The sequence below is a fragment of the Microbacterium sp. PRF11 genome (assembly GCF_031844085.1).
Classification (GTDB): Bacteria; Actinomycetota; Actinomycetes; order Actinomycetales; family Microbacteriaceae; genus Microbacterium.
In genome coordinates this window covers 335,217-351,604 of record NZ_JAUZUP010000003.1, presented here as the reverse complement: position 1 = coordinate 351,604, position 16,388 = coordinate 335,217, and the positions used below count along the sequence as shown (strand labels likewise).

Genomic DNA, 16,388 nt, shown 5'->3' with positions numbered 1-16,388 from the left:
GAGGATCTCCATGAACGATTCCCGCTCCCCCGGACCGCCGCGCATCGTGGTGATCGGCGGTGGCAACGCCGGCCTGTCGGTCGCCGGCCGGTTGCACCGCGCCCGCGCCGGTGACATCACCGTGATCGAGCCGCGCGAGACGCACGCGTACGCACCCCTGCAGTCGCACATCGCGGGCGGTGCCGCCCGGGCCTCCGAAGCCGTCCGCCCGCAGGGCGACGTCACCCCTCCCGGGGTGCGGTGGCTGCGCGACGAGGCGTTCACCGTGGATGCCGAGGCCCGCCGCGTCCACCTCGTCTCGGGCGGCCGCATCGACTACGACCAGCTCGTCGTCTGCGCCGGCCTGCGCATGGCGTGGGAGCAGGTGCCGGGCCTCCCCGAGGCGATGGCCACGCCCGCGGGCATCTCGAACTACGACTTCGACCTCGCCGCCAAGGCCTCCCCGATGCTGCGCGACCTGCGCTCCGGAACCGTCGTCTTCACGCAGCCGCCGGAGCCGGCCTCGTGCGGCGCCGCCGCGCAGAAGCCGATGTACCTCGCGTGCGACTGGTGGCGGGCGATCGGGGTGCGCGACGACATCCGCGTCGTGTTCGTCTGCCCCGACCCGGTGCCCTTCGGCATCCCGGCGATCGACGACGAGCTTCGCCGCAAGCTCGACGAGTACGGCATCGAGGTGCGCTACAGCCGCGAGCTCCGATCGGTGGATGCCGAGGCCCGAACGCTCGTGATCGGCCACGGCGACACCGAGGAGACGCTCGCCTACGACGTGCTGCACGCGGTTCCCCCGCAGCGGGCGCCGGAGTGGATCGCGGGCAGTGGCCTGGCGGCATCCGATGATCCGCACGGCTTCGTCGACGTCGACCCGGAGACGTTCCAGCACCTGCGGCATCCGGAGATCTGGGCCGTGGGCGACGCGGCGAGCGTGGCGACGAGGCGCTCGGGCGGGGCCATCCGCCGGCAGGCGAAGGCGCTGGTGAAGAACATGCGGGCGGTGCGCGAGGGCCGCGAGCCCTCGGCGCGCTACGACGGCTACAGCGTGGTCCCGTTCACCGTCTCGCGCGGGACCGTGGTGTTCGCGGAGTTCGACCGCCGGGGGCGGATGCAGCCCACGGTGCCGTTCTGGCGTTCGCTCTTCCGCGAGCGCCGCTCGACGTGGATCGCCGACCGGCGCGTCCTGCCCTGGGTCTACTGGAACCTGCTCCTGCGCGGTCGCGCCTGACGGCGCGGCCCCTCTCTCCACGGTAGGTCCGCCCCCGCGGGCTGACCCGCTGATAAACGCTCTCGCGAGTGGGAAACGCCGTGCGAGGGCGTTTGCGGCTCGCCGAGGCGTTTCTCGCGGTCAACGGACGGCCCCGGCGAAACCCGCAGCACACGGGATGCCGCGACGCCAGGCACGTGCGCGGCGCCGGGCACCCGCGCGTATAGGGCACGAACGCCGATCCCTCAACCCCGGGGGCGCGTCGGCGCGATCGCGCGAAGACTGGGGACAGCCCCGGAAGCCACACGAAATGAGGACATCATGGCCCAGGTCATCGAAACCATCGACGTCAACGTCCCCGTGCGCACCGCGTACAACCAGTGGACGCAGTTCGAGGAGTTCCCGCACTTCATGAGCTACGTCGAGTCGATCACGCAGAAGAGCGAGACGCTCACGCACTGGAAGGTGAAGATCGCGGGCGCCGAGCGGGAGTTCGACGCCGAGATCACCGAGCAGCACCCCGACGAGCGCGTCGCGTGGAACAGCGTGGGCGGCGACGAGAACCACGCCGGCGTCGTGACCTTCCACCGCCTCTCCGACGACGAGACGCGCGTGACCGTGCAGATCGACTGGGAGCCCGCGGGTGCCCTCGAGAAGCTCGGCGCGGTCTTCGGCGCAGACGACCACTCGGTCAAGAAGGACCTCGAGCACTTCAAGGAGTACATCGAGTCGCGCGGTGCCGAGTCCGGCGCGTGGCGCGGCGACGTCAGCTGACGTCCCTCGATGCGGAAAGCCGGGCTCGTCCTTTCAGGACGGGCCCGGCTTTCGTCATGCCGAGGTCACCACTGCGGGTGGATCTCCGCCCGCAGACGGCGGTCGTACACCTCGCGCACGAGGGCGTCGAAGGCGGTCAGATCGAATCCGCCGTCGAGCAGCTCGGCGGCCTGGGCGTTGGCGGTGGCCTGACCGACCGATCGAGCCCCCGGGATGACCGAGGTGACGCCCTCGCGGGAGGCGATCCACGCGAGGGTTGCGGCGGGAAGCGTCACGCCCTCGGGAAGGGATGCCTTTAGCTCGTCGGCGGCGGCCACGCCTTCATCGAAGGGAACACCCGAGAAGGTCTCGCCCTTGTCGAAGGCCTCGCCGTTGCGGTTGTAGGTGCGGTGGTCGTTCTCGTCGAAGGTCGTGGACTGCGTGTACTTGCCCGAGAGCAGACCGCTGGCCAGCGGCACACGCGCGAACACCGCGACGTTCTTCTGGGCCGCGAGCGGGAGCACCTCGTCGAGGGGCTTGAGGCGGAACGGGTTGAAGATGATCTGCAGGTTCGTCAGGTGGGGCCGCTTCAGCGCCGAGAGCGCCTGGTCCATCGTCTCGACCGACGCCCCGTATGCGGCGATGACTCCCTCCGATACGAGCTGGTCGAGGGCGTCCCACGTGGCGTCGTCGTCGATGACGGCCGAGGGCGGGCAGTGCAGCTGCACCAGGTCGAGCGTCTCTGTGTCGAGCAGGCGCCGCGAACGGTCGAGCCAGCCGCGGAAGTTCTCCATCACGTAGTTCTCGGGCACCTGGTCTTCGCGGCGGCCCATCTTGGTGGCCACGGTGATGTCGTCGGCATCCCGGCTCTTCAGGAACGCGCCGATGATCTGCTCGGAACGGCCGTCACCGTAGACGTCGGCGGTGTCGAAGAGGGTGACGCCGGCGTCGGCGGAGGCCGCCAGGACGGCGCGCGCGTCGTCTTCGCTGACGTCGCCCCAGTCGGCGCCGAGCTGCCAGGTGCCGAGGCCGATCGGCGAGACCTCGCGGCCGGTGCGGGAGAGAGGGCGCTGCTGCATTGCGGTTTCCTTTCGAAGCGTGTTCCGAGCCTAGCCAGCCGTTCCGACATCGCGGGTCGCGTCAACCCCGTCCGGCGGCCGATGCACCGCGCCTAGCGTGGCGGCACACCCACGGAAGGATCGCCATGAACACTCCCGCCGACCGCCTCCCCGGAGCCGACGAAGAGAACATCGTCCCCGAGTCCGACGGTCTCGCCGCCGACGTGCCCGCGGGCGCAGCCGGAGCCGACACCGGCGCCGTCGGCGCCGCCGCGATCGACCCCGACGACGAGGCCCGCATCCAGGGCATCTCCAGTCAGAACGACCTGCCCGGCGTCGGCACCCGCGCCGCGGACGGACTCACCGAGCGGGGCACCGACGACGCCCGCGGCGAGCAGGGTTCGACGTCGCGTCACACCGAGGACACCGGCACCGACACCACGGACGCGCACGATGTCGAACGCGACCGCACCCCCGCTTCGCCGCCGCTGCCGGACGACGGCGGCGAACCGCACGTCGCGGACGACGACCCGATCGCGAAGTTCCAGCCCGGTGTCGGCCGCGACTCGGCGGCCTCGAGCCGCATCGCCCAGAACCTGCCCGACGACGCCTGAGTCACCCGACCGCGCCGCCGGGACGGGAGGAGATTACGCGGGGGGAGGATGTGGCCACGATGCCACGTCCTCCCCTCCACGCTTCCCCTCCCCAGCGGCATCCACGCATTCCCCCTGCACCGCATCACCCCAACGCCCGTGCCCACCCCGGGCAGCGTCCGCAACGCCAACGAGACGGTGCCAGGCTGGACCCGTGTCCGACCTTCGTCTCGAATCCCTGCCCCCGTCGCTCGACGACTACCTGGAGCTGCGCCGCGCCTCCGGCCTCACTCCGAAACGGGCGGATCAGGGCGCGCCGGCTCTGGCGAACAGCTGGGCATGGCGCCGCTTCGTGGATGCCACGGGCCGGGCGGTCGCGATGGGACGGGTCGTGGGCGACGGCGGGTGGTACTTCTTGATCGCCGACATGGCGACCCTCCCCGACTATCAGCGACGGGGGCTCGGTCGGCGCATCCTCGAGGACCTCCTCGCGGAGATCCGCGAGAAGGCCCCCGAGGGCGCGTACGTGACGCTCCTGGCCGACCCGCCGGGTCAGGCGCTGTACCGCAGCCTGGGTTTCACGGAGCCGACCAGCGGCTCCGTCACGATGCACCAGCTCCTGGCCTGACCCCCGCTCCGGCGGACGACCGCGCCCGCGCCCGCCACCCGAGCAGCACGTCGAGCACGACGAACGCCGCGAGCGTGTACCCCACCAGCGGCAGGAGCAGTCCGATCCCCACGGCGATGGCGAGCACGAGCCCGATCCCCCACCACGGCGCCGCGCGCAGCGCACCCCGGGCGGGGGCGGTCGTCGGCCGGCGCCGCCACCACATGGCGTAGCCGAGCGCCACGAGCGCGGCGATCCCGATCGCGAGCGCGAAGAGCACGAGCTGGTTGACGAGCCCGAAGAGGGTGCCCATGTGCAGGTCGACCCCCCAGCGCGAGAGCTTCGCCAGGAACGGGTAGTCGGCGAAGTCGACCCGGTCGACCACCCGCATCGTCGAGGCGTCGATCGAGACGGCATCCACTTCGGTCGGGAAGCTGCGCTGGACCTCCTGCACGACCCAGGCCTTCTCGGCGGAGGCCGCGGGCCGGATCTCCACCGCACCGACGTTCACGTTGACGGTGCGTGCCAGCGCAAGCACGTCGTCGAACGTCGCGGGGTCCGCCGTCTGCGGCGCGGCGGCGGTCATGCCGGCATGGTGCTCGTGCCCCTCCGCCGGCGCGGCGCCCAGCGAGGTGGTGAGTGTGGGCGCGCTCTCGCCGACGGCGGCGCGCAGATCGCTCACGTGAGCGCCGGCGAAGGTCGACCAGGTGATCCCGGTGGCCGACAGGAACACCGCTCCGACCACGACCCAGATCCCGATCGCCGCGTGCCACCCGAACAGACGCCGGTACCCGCGGTGCGCGCGATTCGGCCGGACGAGGTCGCGGCGCGCGCGCCGATTGCCGACGAAGCGCCCGATCCACAGGCCGAGTCCGGCGAGCGCCACGATGCCGAGCCAGGATGCCGCGAGCTCGCTGTACCACCGGCCGACGTCGCCGAGGTGCAGGGAGCGGTGCAGGTCGCTGATCCAGTGCCGCAGCGGCATGGCACCGCTCGTGCCGTAGACGGGCAGGTCGCCGCGGATCTCGGTGGTCGCCGGGTCGACGAAGACGGCGCGCGTGGTGCTCTCCGGCAGCGTCTCGTCGGCGAACATCACCCGCGTGGTGGCGCCCGCCGACGGCGCCGGCCGCACGGCGACGGGTGACGCCCCACCCCCGACGTAGTTCTCCGCGGCGGCGACCTGGTCGGCGAGGGGCAGAGCGGCATCCGTCGACGACGCCTGCAGCTCGTGCGGGTACATCGCGGTCTCGAGTGTCGGCGTCAGGGCGTACAACGCGCCGCTCACCGCGGCGACGAAGATGAACGGCCCGACGAGCAGTCCGGCGAAGAAGTGCAGTCGGCGCAGCAGCGGCGCGAACCACGGCGTGCGCGGGGCGGGTGGCGGCGGCGCCTGCTCGACGGCGGGGAGGGATGCCGCGGTCACGAGCGGACCGCCGCGGTCGGGGCGGGGAGGAGAAGAGGCATGGGAGAGGTCGCTTTCCGCGCGCGTCGGCGCGCGATCGGGCGCACGGGGGCGCCGCAGAGCCGGCGGGGTCGCTCGAACGGCGATCCCCGACGGGAGGGAGAAGATGCGTCGCTCAGGACGCGGGGCGGCCGTCAGAGACACGGCCGTCACCTCGACGAGGTGGAGGGAAAAGGCTCAGGATGCCGCGACCGGCGGCCCCCGCCGCCGAACCGACGCCGCGAGCACGCGCGAGACCGGCCGCGCCTCGGCCACGACCACGGCGAGCATGCGCCGGAGGGGCGAGGGGCCGACTCCGGCGACGAGGACGTCCGCGCGGGCACGGAGCCACACGATCGAGCGGTGCGCGAGCTCGCGAAGAACGGCGAGCGTGCGTTCTCCGCGGTGCAGTGCGAGGGTCGTCGCGAGCGCCGCGACGGCGTGCCCCACCCACATGGCCGTATCCGCCGGGGCGATCGGCTGGCCGCTGACCGTTCCCAGGACGAGGGCGGCGCCGCCGTGCACATGACCGGCGGCGCCGAGGTCGTAGCTGCCCAGCACGAAGAGGGTGTGGAACAGCACCTGGCTGACGGCCACGGCGGCGCCGAGACGGACGGCCGAGAGTCGCCGTCCGGCGAGGGCCGTGCACACGACGAACGACAGCGCCCACGGCACGATGACGCCCGCGGCCCCGGGGACCTCTCCCCCGCCGGTCACGTGCGACAGGAGGGCGACGAAGGTGGCGACGGACGCGGCGACGGCTCCGCGCGCGGCGCGCGTCGCTCTCGCCTGTCGTCGCATGAGCTCCATTGTGGCAGGCGCCGACGACGCGGCGGCGGTGGTGTACGCGTCGACGTGCCGACGGGCCCGTAGGCTGGGCCCACCGACCCCAGGAGGATGCCGTGACCCGACGCCGTGTCGTCATCGCCGGGGCGAGCGGCTTCGTGGGCGGCGCCCTCGTCGCCGCGTTCGCGGAGGACGGAGACGAGGTCGTGACCGTCGGCCGCACCGGGGACGCCGTCTGGGGCGACACCGCCGCGATCGCCCGGCTCGTCGACGGCGCCGACACGCTGGTCAACGTCGCCGGCAAGATCGTGTCGTGCCGCTACACCGACCCGAACCGTGATGAGATCCTCCGTTCCCGGGTCGACACGACGCGCGAGCTGCTCGCGGTCGTCTCTGCTGCTGATCGCCCGCCTCGCGTGTGGATGAACGCCTCCACGGCCACCATCTACCGCCACGAGACCGAGCACGGCAACGACGAGGTCGACGGCATCATCGGCGACGGATTCTCCGTCGATGTCGCCACCAGCTGGGAGCGTGCCCTGTTCGCCGGGGAGCTGCCCGCAACCCGCCGGGTGGCGCTGCGTATGGCGATCGTCCTCGGCGACGGCCCCGCCACGCGCATGCTGTTCGCCCTCGCTCGCCTGGGTCTGGGCGGCCCGCAGATCGACAGCTGGTGGTTCCCGCACCGCCGCTATCGCGGCATCGGCGCCCACCCGACGGGTCCCGTGCGGTCGAGCTGGCACCGCACGTCGGGTCGACAGCGCTTCAGCTGGATCCACATCGACGACGTCGTGGCATCCGTCCGTTTCCTGCGCGAGCGCGAGGACATCGCCGGGCCCGTCAACCTCGCGGCGCCCGACGTCAGCGACAACCGGACGCTGATGCGCGAATTGCGCCGCGTCGCGGGCGCCCCCTTCGGCCTTCCCGCGTTCCGGTGGATGCTCGACCCGGCGATGGCGATCCTGCGCAACGAACCCGAACTGGTGCTGAAGAGCCGCTGGGCGGTCCCGCGCGTGCTCACGGACGCCGGCTTCTCGTTCTCCCACCCCGAGCTGGGGCCGGCTCTCGAGTCCGTCGCCGCCGTGCATCCGCCGCGCGCTCGCGACCTCTTCTCGGCCTGAGACGCACGAACGCCGCCCACCCGGAAGGGGGACGGCGTTCGCGCGTGACGCGGACGAGGGATGCCGGTACCCCGGCGGCCCTCACACCTTTCGTCGGATGGCGCGCAGCACCGCCACGATGATGCCGACGATGAGAATGATGACGCCGATCCACAGCAGGAACTTCACGGCCTCGACGAAGACGCCGAGGAAGAGCAGCACGAGACCGACGATGACGAGGATGATGGCGAGAGCAGGCATGGGCCCACCCTGCCCCCGTCCGGCGGACTCGCCATCGCCCTTGACACACCGCCTCCCCCGCGGCAGCGAGCGTGTCAAGACCGCTGCAGGCTCGGCATCCGGGGGTCTAACGTCGAGCGCACCACGATCACAGGAGGCGGCAATGGCCGAGCGCGACGTCAACGGACACGGGACCGGACCCGGCGAAGGCGAGTACACCGATGTGCAGCTCCCCGACGGGACGGCGGACCGCGGCAGCTCCGACGAGCCCGGCGAGTACGTCGACCGTCAGAACGCCGACGGCAGCGAGGACCGCCCCCGAGCCGACGAAGCGGGGGCGTACACCGATGTCGAGCTGCCCGGCGGCGACGAGTCGCGCGAAGACCTCGACGACCCCGGCGAGTACACCGACCGCGATCGCTGAGCGCTCAGCGGTCGAGCGTGCGCGCGGGTGCGACGCGGTAGGCCTCCCGGTACGCCCGGGCGAAGACGTCGGCGTCGAGGAATCCCCAGCGCGACGCGATGGCGGCGACGGTGGTCGCGCCGGGATCGGAGTCGACGAGGTCGGCGTGCGCGGCGCTGAGGCGCGCGGCCGTGAGGTAGTCGTCGGGGTTCGAGGTCAGCTGTCCGTTGGCCTGGAACGCCCGGCGCAGCCCCGCCTCGGAGGTGCCCACCGCCCGGGCCGCATCGTCGACCGTGATCGGCAGCGAGACATGGTCGTCGATCCACGCGGTCGCCGCCGAGTACACCGACGCCTGCTCGATCGCCGACGCGCGCCGCTCGCGCGGATCGCCGATGAGGGGGAAGGCTTCGAGGGTCGCGGATGCCAGGCTGCGGCGCACGTGCGCGCGCGCGAGCGGTTCCGCCATCACCGGCACCTGGGTCAGCGACCATCGAACGGTCTGCAACCAGTAGTCGCGCAGACGGCGCGACACCGGGCCGACGCCGTCGAACCGCACCTCGAGGCTGTCGTCGCCGTAGATCGTGCGCGCGGTCTCGGTCAGCCAGGCGGCGTCGAACGCCAGCAGCTGGATCTCGGTGTCGTCGGGTCGTCCGATCAGCTCGTGTCCGGGCTGGACGACGCCCGGTTCCACGCTGTAGTCGCCCTCCCACGAGCCGATCCGCCAGCGGTAGCCCGGCGTCGAGGTGGCGAAGAAGAAGCGGTCCGCCTCGTAGATGACCTCGGCGCGGCAGTTCCACGTCAGCCGGCGCAGCGCGAACGCCTCGTCGCCGACCGCGTGCTCCTTGAACGAGGCGCGCTCGGCGAGCACATCGACCCGCCCGTAGTGCGCCTGCAGCCACGCCACCGTGCCGGGCACGTCGACGGTGCGCACGTGCGTGTCGAAGAAGTCGTTCATAGCCCCTCGCGCCGAACCGCGGGAAAGCGCGGCGCTCGACCCCATGATAGTTAACCCACAGCCTCACCCCGAAAGGATCCCGATGGCCGACTCGCCCACCGTCCGCCCCATCGCCGCCGACGACGCCGGAGAGGTGCTGACCATCCAGCGCGCCGCCTTCGCGAGCGAGGCCCTCATCTACGGCGACCCCGACATGCCGCCGCTGACGCAGACCCTCGAGGAGCTGCGCGCCGAGCTGGTCGAGAACCTCGGCTGCGTCGCCGTGGCCGGCCATCGCATCGTCGGCGCCGTGCGCGCCCGTCTCGACGGCGACCTGCTGCTCATCGGCCGCCTCGCCATCGCCCCCGACCAGCAGGGCGAGGGCCTGGGCACGCTGCTGCTCGCCGCCGTCGAGGACCGCGGTCGCGAAGCCGGCGCCACCGAGGCGGAGCTGTTCACCGGCGGTTTGAGCGAGGCCAACCAGCGCCTCTACGAGCGCGAGGGCTACCACCGCTCCGAAGAGACCGCCGACGGCGAGATCTTCTACCGCAAGCCGCTCGCCTGACCCGCCGCCGCACCCAGCTCCCCGGGTCGCACCCAGGTCCCTATGCCGCCCCAGGTCCCCGCGCCGCACCCAGGTCCCTGAGCCGCACCCAGGTCCCTGAGCCTGTCGAAGGGACCGATACCCACGGATGCCGAAGGGGCCGCCGCCCGAACCCGGACGGCGGCCCCTTTGCACGTAGCGCTTACGGCGTGGGCATACCGCCGTTGACGTTCAGCGTCTCGCCGATGACGTAGCTCGACTCCGCCGAGGCGAGGTACACGTACGCCGGGGCGAGCTCGGCGGGCTGGCCCATGCGGCCGAGCGGCGTCTCCTCGCCGAACTCGTCGACCTTCTCGTCGGGCTGGCCGTCGGTGACCTGCAGCGGCGTCCAGATCGGGCCGGGAGCGACCGCGTTCACGCGGATGCCCTTGGGCGCGAGCTGCTGCCCGAGCGCCTTCGTGAACGTGTTGATCGTGGCCTTCGTCGAGGCGTAGTCGACGAGGATGGGCGCCGGCGAGTACGCCTGGATCGACGTGGTGTTGATGATGGTCGAGCCGGGCTGCAGGTGCGGCACCGCCTCTTTGCAGATCCAGAACATCGCGTAGACGTTGGTCTTGAACGTGTCGTCGAACTGCTCGTCCGTCAGGGTCGTGATGTCTTCGTTGAAGATCTGCTTGCCGCCGTTGTTGACGACGATGTCGAGGCCGCCGAGGCCCTCGACCGCTTCCTTCACGAGGGTCGTGGCGTACTCGCGCTCGCGCAGGTCGCCGGGGATCTGCACGACCGTCGCTCCGGCCTCGCGGAGGATCCCGGCGATGCGATCGGCATCCTCCTTCTCCTCGGGCAGGTACGACATCGCGACCGACGCGCCCTCACGGGCGAAGGCGATCGCGGTGGCCGCGCCGATGCCGGAGTCGGCGCCCGTGATGAGGGCCTTGCGCCCCTTCAGCCGCTCGCTGCCGACGTAGGTGTCCTCCCCCAGCGCGGCCTTCGGCGTGAGTTCGGCGTCGAGGCCGGGCTCCTGCTGGTCCTGCGACTGCGGGTCGATGTCGGCGTACAGCTTCGACGGGTCGGTGAACGTGTACTGCGTGCTCATGGCGAGTCCTTTCAGGGGGATGGATGCCGGGACCGAGCGCCCCGGCGGAGGGTCAGCGGGAGCCGAGCTCGTCGGCATCCACGACATCGCGGATGACGAGAGCGGCGTTGATGAGGGCGAGGTGGCTGAGCGCTTGCGGGAGGTTGCCCCAGAAGGCGCCGTCGGCTTCGGCGATCATCTCGGAGTAGATGCCGACGTCGTTGCCCTGGGCGACGAGGGCGTTCATCGCCTCGATGGCCTCTTCGTGACGCCCGACGCACGCGAGGGCCGTCGCACGCCAGAAGGCGCAGGCCACGAACGTCTGCTCCTCCTGGTCCATCCCGGTGTAGCGGTAGACCAGGTGGTTGTCGGTGGTGAGGCGCTGGGTGATGGCATCCAGGGTCTTCGACATGCGCTCGCCCCGATCGAAACCGGTGGGCGCGTGCAGCAGCACCGACGCGTCGAGGTCTTCACTGCCGGGGGCGATCGTGTACGCCTCGAGCTCGTCCGACCAGCAGCGCTCGTCGACCCAGGCGTGGATGCGGTCGCGCTCGGCGCGCCAGCGGTCGCCGTTGTCGGGGATGTGCCCGCCATCGGCCAGCCATTGCGCGTCGTCGAGCGCCTTCCAGCACCCCATCTTCGAGGAGGTGTAGTGCCGCAGTTCGGGCAGCTCCCACATGCCGGAGTCCTCGCGGCGCCACAGGTCGCAGGTGCGGTCGGCGACGTCGGCGAGGAGGCGCCCCGTCTGCGTGTCGAGGCGGTTGCCGGCTTCGACGTACGTGCGGCACAGGGCGATGAGGTCGCCGTACACGCCGAGCTGCAGCTGCCCCTGCGCGGGGTTGCCGGTGACCACGGGCTGACTGCCGTTCCAGCCGGGCACCTCGTGCTTCTCGAGGCCGATCTCGGCGTCACCGTCGAGCGTGTACATGACCTGCACCTCGGGACCGTTCCTGCGGATGGTGCGCAGCAGCCACGAGATCGCCGCGTGCGTCTCCTCGCGGAGGCCGAAACCGACCCACGCGTGCGCCGTATAGGCGAGGTCGCGCACCCAGGCGTAGCGGTAGTCCCAGTTCTTGCCACCGCGGGGGTTCTCCGGCAGAGACGTCGTCGCCGCGGCCGCGATCGCACCCGTCGGGCTGAAGAGCAGCAGCTTCAGCGCAAGGGCGCTGCGCTGCACGTCGTCGGCCCACGGCCCCTCGTACGAGAACTCGTCCGACCACATCTGCCATCCGCCGACGGTGCGGTCGATCCCGCGGTCGACGTTCTGCGCGTCGGGGATGCGCAGCGGCTCCCCCTCGGTCGCGGCGATCACCAGCAGGTGACGCGAGCACTCCGACGTCGTGAAGCTTCCATCGATGCTCTCGTTGCCTGCATCCGGGTCTCCGTGCAGGCCGTGCTCGTGTCCCACGACGGCGAGCGAGACATGGCCGATCCGCATGATCGAGAAGCCGTCGATGCGCTCGGTCCAGGGTGCCGCGGAGCGCAGCATCGTGCCGGGCTGCACGCACCAGGCGAACTCGACCTCGCCCTTCACGCCGTCGACGCGGCGGGCGAGCTCCGCCCAGGGCAGGCGTCCGGCGATGCCGGTCACCATCGCGTCGGTGACGGTCGCCACCCCCGTGGCCGTGGTGAATGTCGTCTCGAGGACGTTCGTCCGCTCAATGTAGCGACGCGTCACCTCGTACTCCCCCACGGGAGCGAGCTCGATGCAGCCGCCGGCGGACTCATCGACGAGACGCGCGAAGACCGGGCGCGAGTGGATGTTCGGCAGCGGCAGCCAGTCGACCGAGCCGTCGAGCCCGATCAGCGCGACCGTGCGACCGTCGCCGATCGCGGCGTAGTCGCGGAGCGGCCGGGAGGGCGATGGCGGAGACTCGGGCACGTGCTCACGCTAAGAACGGTGCGCCGCCCGGCGGCCGGGGTTGTGAAGCGGATGCCGAGCGGCTACGGGCGCGCGGGTTTCGGCGCCCCCGCGCCCGTCGTGAGCAGCCCGGAGGTCGCCCTGTCGGCCGAGCCCACCCTCTCGAGGACGAGGGGTTCGATTCCCTCGACCGCGTCGGCGGGGCCGTTCAGGAAGACCACGAGGCGCGAGTCTCCGGATGCCGGCTCCCCCTCGACCGAGATTTCCTGCCAGGCGTTGCATCCCCGCGGCAGGGGGTCCAGCAGCACCTCGACCACCGAGACGCGCTCGTCAGTCGCCGCGACGCCCGACACGGTCATCGTCCACGACCAATCGAGGTCTTCGGGCCCGTGGAGTTCTCGGCCTGCCTCGGGGCAGAGGAGGTCGACCGGCCAGTCCTCGAGCGTGACGAACCCGTCCGCGTCGATGTGGACGGACATATCGGCGGTGGCCGGGTCGAGGACCCACTCGCCCGCGAGGCTCGTGGGCGGCGAGGCCTCGAAAGGAAGCTCCGCGTAGGTCGCCAGCACAACCGTCCCCAGGATGGCGAAACAGAGCACGCTCGCCATCAGAATGAAGAGCTTCACGACCGCCGTCCCGAGAATCAGACATCCTCCCACGCTGATCGCGATCCACGCCTCCGCCCCCAGCGGTTCCGGGCCGCTCGTGATCGTCGCTTCGTGCGTATCTCTTTCACCCGCATGCGTTTCCATCGTGGCCTCCACCGCTCGCACTGTCGTTGCGACGATGAAGACGAGCGCGGGGGTGGTTCATGACGCGGGCGCGGAGGTTCTACGCGTTTTGCGCAACTGCGCGCCGGCCGTAGCCCCTCCCTCCTAGCTGCCATCGATTGCCTCACCCTGCGGCGAGGCATTCTGTGTCGGGCCAGGTGAGCGGAGCATCTCCGACGTACCAGGCCTGCTCCAGGCAAACCACGTACCCGCCTCTGACCCACACGATTATCTCGCCGGTCTGTTCTCCCGATTCGCTCACGACGAAAGTTCGAACGTTTAGTGGCCCGTCCGGGGAATCGAGCGGAGGGGCCGAATCTGGAACGCGCAGGTCTAGCATGGTCACTGAATCATTGAGCGGTTTTGCAGCAGCTGCTTGAGCTACCAGGGCATGCTCGCTCCCTTCGACTCTCCGAGCGATATGCGCCAGAATGTTTTTATACACGAAGGTCGACTCACCGTCGGTCATTGCGACCTTGAAGGGAAATCTCAGACGTCATCTCGAAAACCAGGACTTCGCTCAAATATGGCTCATCCATCGACGCCACATAGAGGTTCATTCTCGATGCACCGGTCCACGCGTTGGACTGAAACTGGAGTGGGATCCAGATCTCGCAATCCACCCCTGCAGAAGTGCGCGCGTGCACGTCAATTCCCGGTTGCGCCTCACTGAGAGACCACTCCCCAGCGAGACGCACAGCCGGCACCCAGCTCATCTTCTCCACCTCGCGGTCGCGGACCCGAAGAGACTGCGTACAGCCCAGCGATGCAGGCCAGTCGACCATCGTCGCCCGACCTGAATGGTCGAGAGTCATCGAAATCGACCTGTCTTCGACGTTCGCAAGATTCCACGATCCCGTCACTTCCTCCTTCGTCGGCGTCCGCTCACCCCAGGGCACAATGACAGCCCAGGAGACGACGAATGCGAGTCCCAGGATGAGCAGCCATGCCGCAAGCCGAAGAGTGCCCGCAGTCGTTCTCATGTCTGCACTCCTTCCATTCTGTGAGGCTTGTTCACTGCCCTGAATGTGGCCCTCCGCGTATTCAAGATGTTCCCCGTGGCACTTCCCCGCCGGGCCGAGAGTGAGATCCTGCCGCGGACAGGCGGCGCCTGATCAGAAGCCAGAACACGAAGCTTGCAAGCAATGTCATGAGGCAAACAAGAAGAATGCCGGCTCCGCCAAGTACTCCGCCCATTATCAGCGCACTGGGCATGAAGATCGTTGCGGGCCCAGAGCACGCCAAGAGAAGAGAACTCGGACTCTTATCCCGCGAGCGCGCATTGCGCCAGAGGAGGTAGGTCGTGATGGCTGAGGCAACGAGGCCGGCCACAAGCAACATAATCCATATTCTCCAAGCAGCACCGAGCTCGTACGCCAATGATGGTGACGGGAAGCATATGAGCATGAAGAGCGGAGTTCCCCCGGTCGCGAGCAGAGCGGAGGCCGCTTCAAGCTGGAATGACACAAGGCATAAACTTCTTTTCACTTCACGCGCTTCCTCCTCTTTCGGTCCGACCTATACCGCGCGACATTGGCACGAGTGGCTGACCGCAGCACCGCGTTCATCGGCTGACTCTCGTCTCATCCTGGCTCGAGGGAGTCGACTACGAGGTCCGCTCGAAGATGAGAACCTCCCCAGGTAGGGCTCATCCGGGCTTGCAACGTAGAGCTTCAGTCGGGGTGCGCCGGACAACAAATTGAATTCGAACTGGAAGGGAATCCACACGTCGCATTCGGCGTCGGAGGAGGCACGAACGTGCAGTTCCACCCGCTGCTGCGACTCACTGAGAGCCCACCCTCCGGCAAGATCGACAGCCGGCGCCCACCTCATCCGTTCGACTTTTCGTCTGGTCATCTGCAGGGGCTCGGTGCAACCCAGAGACATAGGCCAGTCAGCTACCGCTGCGTGACCTGACTCGTCGAGAGTCACAGAGATCAGCTCGTCGTCGACATATACGAGGCTCCACGTTCCAACCACGTCTTTCGTCGCGGGTGCCCGCCCAGCCCACGGCACGACAAGGGTCCACGTGATGAGAACGATGAGCCCCAGGATGATCAACCATGCCACCACCCGAATCGCACCCGCAGTCCTGCTCAGCGGCATCATCGCGACGCGCCCATATCGTCGACGTGCGACACGGCTCGAGCTGAACAAGTCTCGGATGCCACCGCCCCGTCAGGACGAATCCAGGAGCCTTCCATGATCTGTGTCGGGTCTTGCACATCGAAGACCACGGAGGGCCCGTAGACGGAAGGCTCACGCGAGCGCATATCCACGAACACCATCGTTCGCCTCTGCTCAATAGATATCTCAGCCTGTTCCTGATATTGCAATCCCCGAGGGGGTTGAAGATTGGAGAATTGCGTTCCCTCCGAGATACTGAAATGCCCTCGCCCCTTCGCAGCTAGATGATCCTCGATGTCTGCCGTGAACAAGGCGTAACTGATTTCCATCTGGTCAAGGTTGTCGAGTGAACTCCCACACCATAGGAACAACAGCACATCTCCCTCTACGGACATGTATAGCGGGAAATCGTTGAAGCTCGTCGGCACACAACCACCGAGAAGGTTTCCCAGCAGAAACAGCGGCAGGGATGCGGCAACTCTGGCTCGCGACCGTCCAGCGTTTTTCATCCGTAACTTCACTCCCTCACCCCCCACACCAGCGCGAATCAAGAGCCAGAGTTCAGCGGGTTCTTCTGAAGACGAGGGGCATCACACCCTCGTCCGAATCTGTCGGTCCATTGAGGTAGTAAATGAGACGCAACTCCCCCGAGGCGGTCTGCTCCTCAAGAAAAAGTGTGAGGCCCGAGGAGCAGCCACGCGTGTTCGGAGTGAGTCTGACGCCAACTTGCGGCCCCCGAGTCGATGGCTCGGCTCGCCCAGTTGCTCCCACCGTTCTAGACCAATCAATCTCGCTCCAACCCCGAATTTGCTTTCGCACTTCGGGACAAAGAACATCCGCCGGCCAGTCGGTCAACACCACCTCCCCCTGCTCAGTGAATGCGATGGAGATATTGTGC

Annotated in this window: 17 protein-coding genes; 7 read left to right on the top strand and 10 right to left on the bottom strand. The window is 69.2% G+C overall.

Going from position 1 to position 16,388, the window contains the following annotated elements:
• Positions 1-10 precede the first annotated feature (10 nt).
• Positions 11-1,219, top strand: a complete 1,209-nt coding sequence (locus Q9R20_RS10485) for an FAD/NAD(P)-binding oxidoreductase (protein WP_311249291.1) — start codon at positions 11-13, stop codon at positions 1,217-1,219.
• A 300-nt stretch (positions 1,220-1,519) separates the two neighbouring features.
• Positions 1,520-1,972, top strand: a complete 453-nt coding sequence (locus Q9R20_RS10480; protein WP_295836841.1) for an SRPBCC family protein — start codon at positions 1,520-1,522, stop codon at positions 1,970-1,972.
• Between the two features lie 65 nt (positions 1,973-2,037).
• Here Q9R20_RS10480 and Q9R20_RS10475 read toward each other — a convergent pair whose 3' ends face one another.
• Positions 2,038-3,030, bottom strand: coding sequence for an aldo/keto reductase (locus Q9R20_RS10475; RefSeq protein ID WP_311249290.1), 993 nt, complete (start codon positions 3,028-3,030; stop codon positions 2,038-2,040).
• Positions 3,031-3,155: 125 nt separating this feature from the next.
• Between Q9R20_RS10475 and Q9R20_RS10470 the strand changes: the two genes are divergently transcribed.
• Both Q9R20_RS10470 and Q9R20_RS10465 read left to right on the top strand, forming a co-directional pair.
• Positions 3,156-3,623, top strand: a complete 468-nt coding sequence (locus Q9R20_RS10470; protein ID WP_311249289.1) for a hypothetical protein — start codon at positions 3,156-3,158, stop codon at positions 3,621-3,623.
• A gap of 193 nt (positions 3,624-3,816) precedes the next feature.
• On the top strand, positions 3,817-4,230 hold the full coding sequence (locus Q9R20_RS10465) for a GNAT family N-acetyltransferase (protein WP_311249288.1): 414 nt from the start codon (positions 3,817-3,819) through the stop codon (positions 4,228-4,230).
• Here the strand turns inward: Q9R20_RS10465 and Q9R20_RS10460 are convergent.
• Both Q9R20_RS10460 and Q9R20_RS10455 read right to left on the bottom strand, forming a co-directional pair.
• Positions 4,205-5,632: a PepSY-associated TM helix domain-containing protein gene (locus Q9R20_RS10460; protein WP_311249287.1), complete on the bottom strand. Its 1,428-nt coding sequence runs from the start codon at positions 5,630-5,632 to the stop codon at positions 4,205-4,207. The two genes, Q9R20_RS10465 and Q9R20_RS10460, sit on opposite strands and share 26 nt — an antisense overlap.
• A 216-nt stretch (positions 5,633-5,848) precedes the next feature.
• Positions 5,849-6,451 carry a hypothetical protein gene (locus tag Q9R20_RS10455; protein ID WP_311249286.1) on the bottom strand — a complete coding sequence of 201 codons (603 nt, stop codon included), beginning with the start codon at positions 6,449-6,451 and terminating at the stop codon, positions 5,849-5,851.
• A 101-nt stretch (positions 6,452-6,552) separates the two neighbouring features.
• Between Q9R20_RS10455 and Q9R20_RS10450 the strand changes: the two genes are divergently transcribed.
• Positions 6,553-7,557, top strand: a complete 1,005-nt coding sequence (locus tag Q9R20_RS10450) for a DUF1731 domain-containing protein (protein WP_311249285.1) — start codon at positions 6,553-6,555, stop codon at positions 7,555-7,557.
• An 81-nt stretch (positions 7,558-7,638) separates the two neighbouring features.
• Here the strand turns inward: Q9R20_RS10450 and Q9R20_RS10445 are convergent, their stop codons facing one another.
• Complete coding sequence (locus Q9R20_RS10445) at positions 7,639-7,797, bottom strand: hypothetical protein (RefSeq protein ID WP_311249284.1); 159 nt, start codon at positions 7,795-7,797, stop codon at positions 7,639-7,641.
• Between the two features lie 142 nt (positions 7,798-7,939).
• On the opposite strand from Q9R20_RS10445, the gene Q9R20_RS10440 reads away from it, so the two are divergent.
• Positions 7,940-8,200, top strand: coding sequence for a hypothetical protein (locus Q9R20_RS10440; protein WP_311249283.1), 261 nt, complete (start codon positions 7,940-7,942; stop codon positions 8,198-8,200).
• Positions 8,201-8,204: 4 nt separating this feature from the next.
• Here Q9R20_RS10440 and Q9R20_RS10435 read toward each other — a convergent pair whose 3' ends face one another.
• Positions 8,205-9,134 carry a helix-turn-helix transcriptional regulator gene (locus Q9R20_RS10435; RefSeq protein WP_311249282.1) on the bottom strand — a complete coding sequence of 310 codons (930 nt, stop codon included), beginning with the start codon at positions 9,132-9,134 and terminating at the stop codon, positions 8,205-8,207.
• 82 nt (positions 9,135-9,216) lie between these two features.
• On the opposite strand from Q9R20_RS10435, the gene Q9R20_RS10430 reads away from it, so the two are divergent.
• Complete coding sequence (locus Q9R20_RS10430) at positions 9,217-9,678, top strand: GNAT family N-acetyltransferase (RefSeq protein WP_311249281.1); 462 nt, start codon at positions 9,217-9,219, stop codon at positions 9,676-9,678.
• A gap of 181 nt (positions 9,679-9,859) precedes the next feature.
• On the opposite strand, the gene Q9R20_RS10425 is transcribed toward Q9R20_RS10430, so the two are convergent.
• The 5 genes from Q9R20_RS10425 to Q9R20_RS10405 all read right to left on the bottom strand — a co-directional run bounded on the left by Q9R20_RS10425 (position 9,860) and on the right by Q9R20_RS10405 (position 15,999).
• Positions 9,860-10,753: an SDR family oxidoreductase gene (locus Q9R20_RS10425; RefSeq protein ID WP_311249280.1), complete on the bottom strand. Its 894-nt coding sequence runs from the start codon at positions 10,751-10,753 to the stop codon at positions 9,860-9,862.
• Between the two features lie 52 nt (positions 10,754-10,805).
• Positions 10,806-12,614, bottom strand: coding sequence for a glycoside hydrolase family 15 protein (locus tag Q9R20_RS10420; RefSeq protein ID WP_311249279.1), 1,809 nt, complete (start codon positions 12,612-12,614; stop codon positions 10,806-10,808).
• Positions 12,615-12,676: 62 nt separating this feature from the next.
• A complete protein-coding gene (locus Q9R20_RS10415; protein WP_311249278.1) occupies positions 12,677-13,219 on the bottom strand; it encodes a hypothetical protein in 543 nt (180 codons plus the stop codon).
• 599 nt (positions 13,220-13,818) lie between these two features.
• Positions 13,819-14,346: a hypothetical protein gene (locus tag Q9R20_RS10410; protein ID WP_311249277.1), complete on the bottom strand. Its 528-nt coding sequence runs from the start codon at positions 14,344-14,346 to the stop codon at positions 13,819-13,821.
• Positions 14,347-15,468: 1,122 nt separating this feature from the next.
• Complete coding sequence (locus Q9R20_RS10405) at positions 15,469-15,999, bottom strand: hypothetical protein (RefSeq protein WP_311249276.1); 531 nt, start codon at positions 15,997-15,999, stop codon at positions 15,469-15,471.
• Positions 16,000-16,388: the final 389 nt, after the last annotated feature.

What these genes read in the sequence shown, in the direction of transcription:
- Q9R20_RS10440 (WP_311249283.1), top strand. Translation starts at nt 7,940, where the DNA reads ATGGCCGAGCGCGACGTCAACGGACACGGGACCGGACCCGGCGAAGGC.
- Q9R20_RS10425 (WP_311249280.1), bottom strand. Translation starts at nt 10,753, where the DNA reads ATGAGCACGCAGTACACGTTCACCGACCCGTCGAAGCTGTACGCCGAC.
- Q9R20_RS10445 (WP_311249284.1), bottom strand. Translation starts at nt 7,797, where the DNA reads ATGCCTGCTCTCGCCATCATCCTCGTCATCGTCGGTCTCGTGCTGCTC.
- Q9R20_RS10485 (WP_311249291.1), top strand. Translation starts at nt 11, where the DNA reads ATGAACGATTCCCGCTCCCCCGGACCGCCGCGCATCGTGGTGATCGGC.
- Q9R20_RS10410 (WP_311249277.1), bottom strand. Translation starts at nt 14,346, where the DNA reads ATGAGAACGACTGCGGGCACTCTTCGGCTTGCGGCATGGCTGCTCATC.
- Q9R20_RS10435 (WP_311249282.1), bottom strand. Translation starts at nt 9,134, where the DNA reads ATGAACGACTTCTTCGACACGCACGTGCGCACCGTCGACGTGCCCGGC.
- Q9R20_RS10455 (WP_311249286.1), bottom strand. Translation starts at nt 6,451, where the DNA reads ATGCGACGACAGGCGAGAGCGACGCGCGCCGCGCGCGGAGCCGTCGCC.
- Q9R20_RS10470 (WP_311249289.1), top strand. Translation starts at nt 3,156, where the DNA reads ATGAACACTCCCGCCGACCGCCTCCCCGGAGCCGACGAAGAGAACATC.
- Q9R20_RS10430 (WP_311249281.1), top strand. Translation starts at nt 9,217, where the DNA reads ATGGCCGACTCGCCCACCGTCCGCCCCATCGCCGCCGACGACGCCGGA.
- Q9R20_RS10475 (WP_311249290.1), bottom strand. Translation starts at nt 3,030, where the DNA reads ATGCAGCAGCGCCCTCTCTCCCGCACCGGCCGCGAGGTCTCGCCGATC.
- Q9R20_RS10480 (WP_295836841.1), top strand. Translation starts at nt 1,520, where the DNA reads ATGGCCCAGGTCATCGAAACCATCGACGTCAACGTCCCCGTGCGCACC.
- Q9R20_RS10405 (WP_311249276.1), bottom strand. Translation starts at nt 15,999, where the DNA reads ATGAAAAACGCTGGACGGTCGCGAGCCAGAGTTGCCGCATCCCTGCCG.